The following is a 13,625-nucleotide window of genomic DNA, read 5'->3' as shown; positions in this document are numbered from 1 at the left end:
TCTAATTCGACTTCACCGTCAAAGATGTCATCTGCTTCAAGAGATAAATAATACTCTATAACGAGTCTTATTTTATGGTAAAAAAGCGCAGCAGTGTTAGGCTGGATATTGAGTAAATCTGCGGCGGTTCTAGCGGTTACTTCGGCCGTGAAAAACTCTAACAGTCGTCGCTGCTCTTTTTTACTTAATTTACAACGGGTTATCTTCATTTTAGTAGTCTAGCATGGTGCTTATCTACTACAGCCCCAAATAGTTTCATAAGGTTGATAAAGTAATGACGCTACTTGAATAGTAACGAAAATAACCAATGGTAGAAAGTTGTTTATTAGATTTTAAATTTTATGATTATCCTCTGATTTTATCCTACTGTTAGTCATCGCTTTATGACCATGTAGCGATCATGAGATGTTTTATTTAATAATATTTATGGATTAATAAAGAATTCCTTGTAAATAGTGCTCTGATATTACTAAATTGTAACCTTTTGTGCTATAAATACACTTACCAACATACATCTACTATTGACTACTTATCTGAATAAGAGGATTTTATGTCAGCGAACCAAAATAATAATCACGATCGACAGCGTCATGCTAAAAACGCGCCTTATGACTCATCGACAAGTAATGAAAATAGTCACTCATATTCGCCGCGTAAATTAACTTCTATCGCCGGATACGCATTGCTGTTCAGCAGTGCGCCTTTTGTGCTCGCAGGTTGCCAATCGACTCCAATGCCGTCATCGGCCGCTGGCAGTACTATAGACTTTAATATCGCCAATACTGCCCAAAACCAAGCACAAGGACGCGCTTTTAACGACAGCTTAAATGCCACATTCAAGCACCACGAGCAACTGTTTAACCAAGACAAATATCCCAATACTGAGAATCAAGCCAAGTCACACTTACTTACTGCGATTCGTCAGCATTTGGCAACAGAGCATGTCGCCGTGGCGCAGGCCAGCTATCAATCAGTACCTTTTATTGATGCCGATAGTATCGATGCTGGCTCTAGTAGCTTGCTGAGAACGATTATAGAAACGTATGGTTATGGGCTTGAGCATTCAGACAGCGAATATGATGACAGTACATTTGATGAAAGTTATGATGATTTATACCATGATACGGCAAATATGACTGAATCCGATGATGCTCGCGAATATTCTGAGGCAGAAAGCAAAGCAGTTGCGGACATATTGGCTGAAGCAGGTGAAAATGAAACGTCAATAAATAACGACGATGACGAGTATGAATATGATACGGATGAGTATGACGATGAAACCAACGAGGGTAGTGATAACAGAGGCGGTATTCTTGCTGGAATGTCAGATCTTAAGCTAAAAAATCTGGCAAAAAACTACGAAGCCATGCAGATGGACAAGCAGCAACCAAAGCCGTCGAATGAAAAAAATACACCAATAGCAGCAACTGGCGTGATTGGTCAAATGCTAAGCATGTTCCATCGCACACCTGAACAGATTGCAGCGACCAATGCTTATCAATATCAAAACCTCACGTTCAATAGCGTCAGTCAGTATAAGCCCAAACAAAGACAGCTACAAAGCGTCTATAGCTACGACTATATGACACCGACGCTCAGCTCATCAATACAGATACCGTTGGCGTTTGATTTTAATAACAGCAGTATCACAGTAGATCCTTCGGCAATCATGCCTATCGTGGCGCTTGCCAAACCAGAGAACACGCCGTTACCTAACCAGATGGCCTCACATACCGTGAATTTTGGTTTGCCTGAGAGTATCACGGCGCAATTACCCTCTGCGGTGATTTATGATGCTGCGATTGCTGCGATACAGAGCAGTATGGCAGAGCTAGCACCTGAGCATTTTAGCGCGGTAGACATACGTGACGATCAATTTGCAAAAGAAGTCGGCGCTGATCGAGCGGTAAAAGTATATTTTGGCAGTCAGCAAAGCGGAGAGATGATCGGTAAAACATTAAAATACATGACTCGGTCACTACAGGGTTATGTGGATGCCAATCCAGACAAATATCCTGATGGCGCCATGCTAAAAGCCGCGCTTGATAAGTTGGCGCTATACAATAAAGGCTATCAAAGTGCCGATGTAGGCTCGCTATTACAGCTTATCGAGGCCGTCGGCCCCATCTCTTTTAATCAGATAAATTACTATTACTTAGACAGCTCAGATCGTCTGCTTGCCAAACAACAGCGTCTCAATATTGGTAGCGATCTGATGGGTGCTAAGACCACTATGATAAATCAAATACGCTACGATAAAGCCAGCTTTAATCGCCATATATTAACGCCTTTATTGGCCGAATCTTTTGGAGAAAAAGCCCAACCTGCGATTGATGGCAACGCATGGATTGCAGACCAACGTCAACAAAAAGACCGACTGCAAACGGCACGTTACGCGCGCTATGATTATAGTTATAGCAGCAGCGAGGATTATAGCGATAGTCGTGATGATGACAGTAGCCGCGAAGAGTACAGCGATGTATACCCTAATACCGATGTCAAAAAAGATACTGACAGCAGGTTAGAGGATAAATAACGCTATTTTGTCATATTTAAGCGATTTCTTATTAAGGATAAAAAATGAAAACCGACCATCAAACCATCGCAAGTCATATCCCATCCGCTCTCAAAAAAAATACACTACTAACCAGTGCGTTATTGACAGGAGCGCTGTTATTGACAGGTTGTCAATCTACCAGCCTTTCTAACAATACCAACCAATCTAACGCCATGACGGCAAAGCAAACGCCAGCAGCGGCCAAAACTGCATTGGCGGCTGCCTTACAAAAACAGCGTTACCAATCATTCAGTTATCATAGCAACGTTGAGATTAGTAACGATCAGCAGTTGACCCATGTTGATGTCGAAGAAGAGGTTGCGTCAAACGCTGTGGAAGAGTACTGCGAAGAGACGCATGACCAAGCGTATGCCGAATTAATCGCTCAAGCAGAAACACAAAATAAAGAGGTGTTGGATGCCGATTATGACGCTCAGCGAACGGCGCTTAAAGACACTTACCTTGAGTGCAGCGTTGCCTATGAGGCATGGGAAGACAGTAAAGACAACGAAGAAGATAGCGCGGTAGTAGCATCTTCTTATCAGCAGCTCTTTGACAATTACGATGATAAACCAAAATCGCTCGATGCCAAAAAAGCGGCGCTGCTAGATGCTTATCTATTAAAGCCATTGTCTATCAATTCACAAGGCGTCTATCAGCCACTCGCTGGCAAAGCCACCATGCTCGCCAGTGTCCAGTACCATGCGCGCAATCATCACAGCAGTATCAATCAGCCTATTTATATCGATTTCAAAAACGGTGATATTTATCTATGGGCAGACAATGTTGCGATGTTGAATTCAGAATTTTTAGACGACAAGCTTGGCACCAAGTGGCGAAACAAATGGCTAAAAATAGCGATGGACGATGGAACTTTGCCTAAAGGCTTCGGTCGGGAAGTGATAAAAAGCCACTTTGCTGCGCTAGACTTAACGTATGAAGCAGCGCCTGTCAGTCAGTTTGACTATGTAGCCCCTAATACGTTGGCATCACTTTCTCCCAAATTACCTGAGCATCAGTCGCCAGCAATGCAAGCAAGCGCGCAAGTCATTCGCCGTGTGCAGAGTGCCGAGAGCTATGATAAGTTTTATCAAGATTACCTGCGCATCTTCTACAATCGCATCAGTCAAAAATATCCTGAACTGATTAAAGCAAACGAGTCTGACGCAGTGGCGGACACGGACGCTGAGAAATTCACCAGTAAAGCGCTGGTGCAACAATTATTAGCCATGGTAAAAAGTTCCGTGGATAATGAGGTTGAGGCCACAGCATCAAGTACAAAGGTGCAAGAGCTGTACGGCTTTGATAAACGTGGTCAGCTCAAATGGCAGCATTTGCGCACTGAGCTTCCAAGCAAGACCTCACTTCCAAGAAAGACCTCACTTCCAAGAAAGACCTCTTCTGAGCGCAGTGCGTCTGACAAGGGTCTGGTCATAGATGTTTTACAGCAGTATTCCGCGATACGTGCGACAGATAGAGCGTTCCCTAATTTACCCAGTGATAGGCAAGTGCCGAACGCGAGTAATAGTATTGATGTGCGAGAGTATGGACGCGATCTTACGCAATATTACCGTGATGGCAATGGTACGGCGATGAGTAAGATGATGTTTGGTATGTTGCCAATGGCCAAAGAGTCGGTTGAGACTATTGAGTAAACGGATCACTTGCTGGTGATTGGGTATAGTCGATCCATTCTAAAAAGGTTGCAGTTCTGCTGGGGTGAATTTTATGAAGCATCTGTCACGCTTGCGAACAGCCAGCGAAGAAAATTTATACCAGTAGAACACAATCAACGTACATACCACTTTTATTCTGGATTGGCTATAGTACTAGGGTCGCTAAATAAAGAGGCGCATCGTTTGAACGATGCGCCTCTTTTTAGATGAATACTCAGTTTTATAAGTTACTGATTAGGTAGGTATAGTCGGTTTTATACTGAACTGATTATAACTGACCTATTCATGACAAATTATAGGCCTTTGTGCTCTTTGCCATGCATTTTACGATGCTCTGAGCCTTTATAACCTTTAGCCATTTTATCAGCTTTCATTTTGGCCAGTTTCTCACGTTGCTCAACCGTCAATACTTGTGAGATGGCGTGCTCGGTTTGTACGCGCTCAATAAAACGCTGCTTGGTTTTGGCTGCTTCTTGGTCAGCCAAACGGTTCACAGCCGCAGTGTTTAGCGTGCTGGCATTGGTCAATGCTTGCATCTGTTGGTGCATTTGTGCACGCTCGGTTTTATGCTTTTCGCGGTCAGCTTTGCGATCGCCTTGTTTGGCTTCCATAATCGCTTTAATTTGTGCTTTTTGCGTCGCGGTCAAATCCAACTGAGACATTGGACCTTTCATGCCTTTTTTCATGCCATCTTTATGCTGCATTTTGCTGGTTGCGGGCTTGGTGTCAGTGGTGGCATTCACGCTGGTACATGCGGTAACGGTAAATACGCTAGATAGTGCCAATACTGAACCCAATACTAATTTTTTCATAAGGACGTCCTTTGTATAATTTGGTTTGGTGAAATGAACATTTAGGTTTTATCTGGCAAATATAATCGAGTAAGCCGCCTAAACAATCAACATACTTGTTATCGATAACCGCTATATTACGACAGTTAAAGGTTACGAACATTTATGAAATATTAAGAAAGGTAACGTTTATAGCGTATGGCTAAGCACTTGCCTGATAATGTGAGTCATAAAGCCATAGTCAAAGCATTTATAAATGAGTACGGTGTTAACCTTACTTGCTGTACAACGGTACTATCTGCGCTCGGTTGCCTTGTACGCACTTTAAACTGCCTAGACTATATTTAAAGCTTCAGGAGATAGACATGGCAAATATATTACTAGGCGATGATGACGAAGAGCTAACACAGTTATTACAAGAATACTTGCAGAATCACGGTATCGAGTGCGACTGCGTGCATGATGGCGAAGCAGTGATTCAGAAACTAAAAGCGGCGAGTCATAATGCCTCTGCTTATGATTTGCTGGTATTAGATATCATGATGCCAAAAATTGATGGATTGAGTGTGCTACGGCAATTGCCAAATATCAGTGATATCCCCGTCATTATGTTGACAGCAAAGGGCGAGGAGATTGATCGTATCATCGGTCTAGAGCTTGGCGCGGATGATTACATTACCAAACCCTGCAATCCTCGGGAGTTGCTGGCACGTATCAATGCTGTGATTAAGCGTACGAATGCGGCGGCATCAGAGCACACACCATTGCCAGAGAGTCGGTTGCATCTGGATCAAAACCAGCGCGTTTGTCAGATAGATGGCGTAGCGCTGCAAGTCACTGGGACAGAGTTTGATCTGTTGGTCGCGCTACTCAAACAAAAAGGCGAGGTGGTGAGTAAGACGTGGCTGTCAGAGCATGTCCTACAGCGAGAGTTGCAGCCGTTTGATCGTAGCCTTGATGTGCATGTATCGCGCTTGCGTAAAAAACTTCAACCTTTTCACGATGAGCCGATAAAAGCGGTTCGCGGGAAAGGCTATCAGTTGGTGCTTTAATGATGGATTCATCGATGGACTCTTCGGTAAAAACACCGATATTTAAGGTGAGAATCACACTGTTTTGGCGTCTGTTTTTGAGTCTTTTATTGACGATTCTTATCACTTCTATTTTGTCTATTCGGGTGGAGCACTGGCTGGTTGAAAAGGAGTTGACGGCTCGAATGGATGTACAAATTGATCGCTTATTGACTAAGCGTCAAGAAATGGTTGAGGCATTACAAACGGGTAATTTGAGAACGGTCAGAAAAATCTACCGTCAAGACCGATGGCTCACCAATCAAATTAGGATTTATGATGAGCAAGGGGCAATCATATTTCCGCGTTATCGTGATAAAGAAGAGCGCAGACAAGAACGTCCGCAAGACGATCGGCAGGGAGGGCATCCTTTTATAAAAAAAACGCCCGAACAGCGCAGCCCCTATGATAACTCTGACCAACAGCGCAGTGATGAAGCATTAAAAGACAAACCGTCTATGCTAAGTAGCGTGCTACAGCCGATGATGCCGAGTAGCGCTACGGTTGCTGATTCTGATAATCGTCCTGAATTGGCGGATATGACGGTTGTGTTACCGAATAAGCAGACAGTCATCATACAATTACGCCCACATTTGCGGTTTGCTGACGTGGTAGAGCTGCAACGTGAGAATTTTCCGATCCGTTTGCTATTGATTGTGGTCTTTAGTGTTTTGGTCTGTATTTGGCTCAGTCGGACGCTGACTCGCCGCATTCGCCGTGTACAGAGTACGGTGCACCGTATGATCGATGGTGATTATCAAGTCAATCCAAATCTGTCCAAAATGGGTGGCGATGAGCTGGGATTATTGGCGCAAGACGTGGCTAATCTCTCGGTGCGACTGGCTGAGAGTGAGCTGGCACGCAAGCAGATGCTCAGTGATATCTCCCATGAGCTGCGCTCACCACTAGCGCGTTTGGACGTTGCGACTGAACTGACTCGCGATTTTGCTCCCAATGCCAATCGTTATCTAGACCGTATTGATAAAGAGTCTGCGCGAATGAATGAGTTGATTGAGCAAATCATTCATATTCAATCACTACAAATGCAGCAATATACCATCGATAATTTAGAAAACGACGAGGTCGATATCTCTGAAATCGTCAGTGAAATTGGACAAGATGTGTGCTTTGAATTTCAACATAAGGAAGTGCACTGGCAGTGGCAGCCGCCTGACTCTGCATCGATACCTACATCAATAGCTACATCGACAGATGCTTGGACGGTGCTTGGCAATCAAGAACAGCTACACAGTGCGCTTGAAAACGTCATTCGTAATGCTTTTATGCATACGGCATTTGGGTCAGTGGTGACTGCTAAAATTAAAAAAGTAGAAATGAACAATAAGACACCTGCTATTCAAATTAGCATAACAGACGAAGGCGGCGGCGTCGAGGATAAAGACGTAGAGCGTATTTTCCAGCCTTTTGTACGGCTAGATTCCGCCCGCCATCGCGAAACAGGCGGCTATGGATTGGGGTTGGCAATCGTCCATGCAGTAGTGATGGCGCATAAGGGGGCTATCAATGTTTACAATCGACAAGATGGTATACAAGGATTGGTGGTACAGATTGTGCTGCCTATTAAACAATGAAAATGATACCAATTTCAAAAACATGATTCGCTGTTTCAAACTCATTTTTACTGAGTTCGAAAAAAAGATAATTTCACCAAAATGTATTATTTCAATATAAATAATTGATTCTTTATATTCGTTTAATTGAATATAATAGACAGGCGGTATTAAAATGCCGACTGACGGTATTGTAGCTCTCTATATATTCGGTAATACTAATATATAGAGAGTGCTAAAGATTTCACAAGACAAAACTTCTCATTCCTTAAATATTTATACACATGGTTTTCTAAAAAGCTTCGTGATTATCCGTTTATATCCCGTTTTATTTTGTGATATCGACTCTCTGCGATATAGATTTTACCTCTGATTTTTTAAATCTGACAAATCTGTAAGGGAGTACATATCATGAACCGCATCTACAAAGTCATCTGGAATGAAGCCTTGGGTTGTTTTACCGCAGTCGGTGAGTATGCGAAGGGACGTGGCAAATCTTCCAAATCTAGTGTTAGCTCTAACACGACCATCAACACAACATCTAATCTATCTTCTTTCAATACATTACGTTTGAGTGCCATAGTGCTTGGGCTACTGGCCGCTGGTTTTGGCATGCAAACAAATGCTACAGGTACAGAGAATCACCATGATGGCGACTACAGTCACAGCCATGGCAGTCATGGAGTTCATTACCATACTACTGGTAACAATAGTCACAATACTAATTCTAACCCTAATCACTCGGGAGACTCCATCAGCCTAAAATTCGAAGGTGATAATGCCACCACTATTACACGCAGTAATGGCGAGACGCTTAATATCTTGGGCGGAGCAACTGGAACGCTAACGAATGGTAACATTGGTGTGTTCGGTATCGGTGATACTTTGACCATCCAATTGGCTGAAAATATCGATTTGAGTGCTGATGGTAGCCTCAAAATGGGTGATACTTTGGTAGATAGTTCAGGTATTACGATTAGAGCACACAACCCAATAAATAATGTTGTGCTGAGTCATAGTGGTTTGAATAATGGTAATAACGTTATCACTGGTGTGGCTCCTGGAGCCATCAATGCAACCAGTATGGACGCCGTGAACGGTAGCCAACTAAACGCTATCAATACTACAGTTGCAGCAAACAAGACCAAGTACTACAGCGTCAACTCAGATGTTGCTGGTAACGCTAATAATGATGGCGCAACCGGTCAAAACGCGATGGCCATGGGCGGAAATACAACGGCTACTGGCGAACAAGCCATTGCGATTGGTAGTGGTAAAACGGGTCAACACACCACCGCAAGTGGAGAGCAATCCATCGCAATTGGTGCAAATGTGGTATCAAAAGGTCACTCATCTATTGCGCTTGGCGGGGATGATTTAAATTATGCTTCAAAAGCTAATATTGGAAATCATTCTGCTAGTAGTGTATTAAACGGTGGCACCGTCAATACTGTATTTAAGGATTATGCTGGTAAAGATATGGTAGAAGCCAATCAGTTCGATGTGAACACAGAATCAGGTGGTGCAGCATCGATTGCTATTGGTGTAAAGTCACAGTCTAAAGGTGATCTATCTACCGCTGTTGGCGTACATGCTAACTCAGCTGGCACCGCATCTTCTGCCTTTGGCATGGGATCTTCAGCTACCGGAAAAGGAGCACTGGCACTTGGTGCAGGTGCCGAGTCTAATGCTCAAGATGGTGTGGCTTTAGGAGCAAGTTCTGTTGCTAATGTTGCAGGTGGGGCAACTGGTTTCGTACCATTGGGTGCTTTATCAATCGATGAAAATGCGATTATTGCAACGAGAAGTGTGGCGCTTGGTGCAGTATCAATTGGTACTGGCACAGAGGGTGGCAATCGTCAGATTGTCAATCTAGCAGCTGGTACCAACGACAGCGATGCAGTTAATGTGGCTCAGTTAAAAGGCCTACAGAATGGTGTCAACAATACGCTTAATCAAGGTATGGATTTTGGCGGTGACAGTGGTACTAAAGTCAATCGTCAACTTGGTGATGAGTTACTGGTTAAAGGTGGCGAGACAGATGGTACAAAATTAGCCAACGGTAACAACATCGGTGTGATGGCTGATGGGTCTGATACCTTAACCATTAAGTTGGCTAAAAATTTAACTGGTTTAGACAGCCTCACTACAGGCGACACCGTGATGAACACAGGTGGCGTCAGCTTCCTTGGCGCTAGCACCGTCAGACTAAGCAGCACCGGCCTTGACAACGGTGGTAATCAAATCACTAATGTGGCGAGTGGCGGTACAACTGCAACGAATGCTGCAAACATAGGAGATGTGAACCGTGCATCAAACGCTGCCAGAACCCAAGTAGTCAAAGGCACCAATGTCGCCAGTGTTGATTTATCGACTGACAGCCTCACAGGCCAAGACATCTATAGCATTAACGCGGATGGCGTCACCGCGTCAGCTGGATCTACCGCAGTCACCGTCACAGCAGGTGACAAAGATACAGCGACCAACATGACCGACTACGAGGTAGACCTAAGCGGCGCCAGTAAAGCCAGTTTGAGTAAAGCGGACAGCGCCCTGCAAAGTATGGTCACTCAGATCGACGGCAATGACGTCAAAACCCTTGATAAAGACAACAACACTGCCAACTTCCTCACTGGCGACAACATCGTATTAACTGCTGAGGATGGCGGTATCAAAGTCGCAACCGCAGAGAATGTATCCTTCACCAGCGTCACCACTGGCAACACCTTGTTGAACATGGGTGGCGTTAGCTTCCTTGGCGGTAGTACCGTCAGACTAAGCCGCACCGGCCTTGACAACGGTGGTAATCAAATCACTAATGTGGCGAGTGGCGGTACAACTGCAACGAATGCTGCGAATATTGGTGACTTAAATAATGCAATTACGGGAGTATCTACCTTAGGTTTTGGTTTAAAAGCTGCTGATGGAAATACGGTACAAAAATCTCTGGGACAAACAGTCGAATTGGTCGGCTCTAACAACAATATCGACACGCGAGTGAATAACGGTAAAATTGAAGTAGAGCTAAACGACAACCTTGATCTAGGCAGTACGGGTAGCATCAAAATAGGATCTAGTAGTCCATTTGGCCTTGGTCTTGTCACGACAGTTAATAGATTGGGTCTCATAACAGGCAACGGACTGGGCAGCACAGCAGTCAATGGTGCTGGGGTATTTGTGAATGGACCATTAGGCATTCCTAGTACCCTGTTAACGACTGATGGTCTGACCATGCTTAATGGTCCAAGCATGACCCGATCTGGTGGTATTGATGCGGGCAGTAAGAAGATCACAAACGTCAAAGCAGGTGTTGCTGTTGATGACGCGGTCAACGTCAGTCAGCTCAATAACGCCACTACCGCTGCTAGAACCGAAGTTGGAGCAGGCACCAACATTAGCGATGTGGTAAAAACCTCAGGCAGCAACGGACAGGACGTCTATACCATTAACGCGGATGGCGTCACCGCGTCAGCTGGATCTACCGCAGTCACCGTCACAGCAGGTGACAAAGACACCGTAACTAACACGACCGACTATGCCGTTGACCTAAGTGAAACAAGCAAAGCAAGCTTAGTTAAAGCAGATAGCGCCATGCAGACTGTGGTCACACAAATTGACGGCGATACGGTCAAGACCCTGAATAAAGGGGACAACACCGCCAACTTCCTCACTGGTGACAACATCGTATTAACTGCTGAGGATGGTGGTATCAAAGTCGCAACCGCAGATGACGTTGTCTTCACCAGCGTCACCACTGGCAACACCTTGTTGAACATGGGTGGCGTCAGCTTCAGTGGCGCTAGTACCGTCAGACTAAGCAGCACCGGTCTGGATAATGGCGGTAATCAAATCACTAATGTGGCAGATGGTGATGACGATACAGATGTTGTTAACGTCAGACAATTAAAGGCAACCAACAGTACCGTTGACTTGGGACTGGGTTTTACTGGAGACGATACCGCAGTGGTTGTCAACCGTAAACTTGGTCAGACGTTGACGATTCAAGGGGGAGCGAAAGACCTGACAGAGGACAACATCGGGGTCGTTGCTGATGACGAGGGCAACCTGAACGTTAGGTTGGCCAAGGACATCAATCTGGGTAGAACAGGCAGTGTGAGAACAGAAAGTACGATACTTAACAATGCAGGACTCACCATCACTGACGGCCCTAATCAGACCATTACTTTGAGCAATGAAGGACTTGATAATGGCAATAATAGAATCATCAAAGTTGCTGAAGGGATTGCACCAAGTGATGCCGTAAACTTCGCGCAGCTCACAACGACCAATAATGAAATTGCTAAAGGTATCAAAATCGGTGATGGTAACAGCGATAATGATCAGCAGTTCGCGTTAGGTGACACTATTAACGTTACGGGTGACAGCAACCTTACCACCATTGCTTCTGCGACTGGTATTCAGGTCAAACTGAACAACCAGCTGAATTTGGGAGATGTCGGTAGTATACAAACTGGCAATAGCATCATGAATAGTAATGGCTTTACCTTTATTGATAATGGTTTTGGTACAAGGGTTATGCTAAGCAGTATTGGTCTAGATAACGGTGGCAACCCTATTCGCAACGTGGGTAAAGGTACACTAAATACTGATGCCGTAAACGTTGAGCAATTAAGAGAAGTAGCGATTGCCTTAGATCAAGGTTGGGGAATCACTGCTCAGGGTGATATTGCCACCATGATAAAACAAGGAAGTAGTGTTGATATGAACAGTACAGATGGTAATATCAAAGTGTCTAGAACAGTGGCTGATAATACAGCGTTTACTACCAATGCAAACGCGGCTGTTGTCCCTGCCAATGGTATCAGCTTTAATCTGAACCCAGATATCAGTGTGGTTAGTGTTACGACTGGCGATACAACGATCAACGATAACGGACTCACGATTGTAGGTGGTCCAAGCGTTACCAAAAACGGTATTGATGCCGCGAACACTAAAATTACTCGTGTTCAACAAGGTGATGTTACAGCGGACAGCCAAGAAGCTATCAATGGCAGTCAGCTTTACGCACAAGGTAGTGGTATCAGTAGCATTATCGGTGGCAATACTGTTTATGATCCAACAAATGGGACTTTTACTAATAGTAATATTGGTGGAACAGGTGAAGATAATATTGATGGTGCCATCGCGTCTATCAGACAAGGCACCATTGCAATCAATGAAAACGTGCAAACCAATACGGCTAACATTGCTAATAACACTACTAATATCGCAACTAACACCACCAATATCGCAACCAATGTGACAAACATCAAGGCTAATAAGGATAGACTGGATGCAGGACTTAATTTTGGGGCAGATAGTGGCGCTAACATCAACAAATCCGTAGGGGATAGCAGTGTCCTTACGTTCACAGGTGGTAATAACATCACGACCACGGCAGAGGGCAGTAGTATTAAGTTTGATCTAAACGGTAATATCAATTTAGATAGCGTTACTACTGGTAATACCACGATCAATGATAATGGTATTACTATGGTTGGTGGCCCTAGTATGACCGCAAGTGGCATCAATGCCGCTGGGAACAAGATCACTAATGTTGCTGATGGTATGGCTCCTCGAGATGCCGTGAATTTTGGCCAATTAGATGCGGTTAGTAGAAGACTTGGCGACAGTATGAATGAGTTAGGCTATAAGATTGGTGAAGTCGAAGATGATGCAAACGCTGGTATTTCAGCAGCCATGGCGATGTCTTCACTACCACAGGCTTATATTGTAGGAAAGTCAATGATTGGGGGCGGCGTGGGTACATACAATGGAGAAAGCGCAGTCGCGATCGGCTTCTCTAAGTTATCTAACGACGGTCGTTGGGTCATGAAACTAAACGGTACCGCAGATACGCAAGGTAATGCTGGCGCCTCGATCGGTGCAGGCTTTCATTTCGATTGAGTAAAAATTCAAATACAGTGGTAAAGCAAATAGAAAAACATAAAAAGCAAGAC

6 protein-coding genes and 1 pseudogene are annotated in these 13,625 nt (G+C 44.3%); 5 read left to right on the top strand and 2 right to left on the bottom strand.

The window, feature by feature from the left end; all coding sequences use genetic code 11:
• Positions 1–209: pseudogene (locus tag JMY02_RS04550) on the bottom strand (IS1595 family transposase); the annotation flags it as partial.
• Positions 210–550: 341 nt separating this feature from the next.
• On the opposite strand from JMY02_RS04550, the gene JMY02_RS04545 reads away from it, so the two are divergent.
• Both JMY02_RS04545 and JMY02_RS04540 read left to right on the top strand, forming a co-directional pair.
• Positions 551–2,536: a hypothetical protein gene (locus JMY02_RS04545; RefSeq protein WP_201595681.1), complete on the top strand. Its 1,986-nt coding sequence runs from the start codon at positions 551–553 to the stop codon at positions 2,534–2,536.
• A gap of 44 nt (positions 2,537–2,580) precedes the next feature.
• On the top strand, positions 2,581–4,212 hold the full coding sequence (locus JMY02_RS04540; protein ID WP_201595678.1) for a hypothetical protein: 1,632 nt from the start codon (positions 2,581–2,583) through the stop codon (positions 4,210–4,212).
• A 314-nt stretch (positions 4,213–4,526) separates the two neighbouring features.
• Here JMY02_RS04540 and JMY02_RS04535 read toward each other — a convergent pair whose 3' ends face one another.
• Positions 4,527–5,045, bottom strand: coding sequence for a Spy/CpxP family protein refolding chaperone (locus JMY02_RS04535; protein WP_201595675.1), 519 nt, complete (start codon positions 5,043–5,045; stop codon positions 4,527–4,529).
• Positions 5,046–5,389: 344 nt separating this feature from the next.
• Here JMY02_RS04535 and JMY02_RS04530 point away from each other — a divergent pair, with 344 nt between their 5' ends.
• The 3 genes from JMY02_RS04530 to JMY02_RS04520 all read left to right on the top strand — a co-directional run bounded on the left by JMY02_RS04530 (position 5,390) and on the right by JMY02_RS04520 (position 13,572).
• Positions 5,390–6,076, top strand: coding sequence for a response regulator transcription factor (locus JMY02_RS04530; protein ID WP_201595673.1), 687 nt, complete (start codon positions 5,390–5,392; stop codon positions 6,074–6,076).
• A 14-nt stretch (positions 6,077–6,090) separates the two neighbouring features.
• Complete coding sequence (locus tag JMY02_RS04525; protein WP_227678411.1) at positions 6,091–7,686, top strand: sensor histidine kinase; 1,596 nt, start codon at positions 6,091–6,093, stop codon at positions 7,684–7,686.
• 390 nt (positions 7,687–8,076) lie between these two features.
• On the top strand, positions 8,077–13,572 hold the full coding sequence (locus JMY02_RS04520) for a YadA-like family protein (RefSeq protein WP_201595668.1): 5,496 nt from the start codon (positions 8,077–8,079) through the stop codon (positions 13,570–13,572).
• Positions 13,573–13,625 lie beyond the last annotated feature (53 nt).

The organism is Psychrobacter vallis, from assembly GCF_904846715.1.
Classification (GTDB): Bacteria; Pseudomonadota; Gammaproteobacteria; order Pseudomonadales; family Moraxellaceae; genus Psychrobacter; species Psychrobacter vallis.
Note: the sequence above shows the minus strand (reverse complement) of the source record. Positions and strands in the feature narration are given on the sequence as shown.

Bases quoted from the DNA above. Each gene is read 5' to 3' on its own strand.
- JMY02_RS04535 (WP_201595675.1), bottom strand. From the start codon at position 5,045: ATGAAAAAATTAGTATTGGGTTCAGTATTGGCACTATCTAGCGTATTT.
- JMY02_RS04530 (WP_201595673.1), top strand. From the start codon at position 5,390: ATGGCAAATATATTACTAGGCGATGATGACGAAGAGCTAACACAGTTA.
- JMY02_RS04525 (WP_227678411.1), top strand. From the start codon at position 6,091: ATGGACTCTTCGGTAAAAACACCGATATTTAAGGTGAGAATCACACTG.
- JMY02_RS04520 (WP_201595668.1), top strand. From the start codon at position 8,077: ATGAACCGCATCTACAAAGTCATCTGGAATGAAGCCTTGGGTTGTTTT.
- JMY02_RS04545 (WP_201595681.1), top strand. From the start codon at position 551: ATGTCAGCGAACCAAAATAATAATCACGATCGACAGCGTCATGCTAAA.
- JMY02_RS04540 (WP_201595678.1), top strand. From the start codon at position 2,581: ATGAAAACCGACCATCAAACCATCGCAAGTCATATCCCATCCGCTCTC.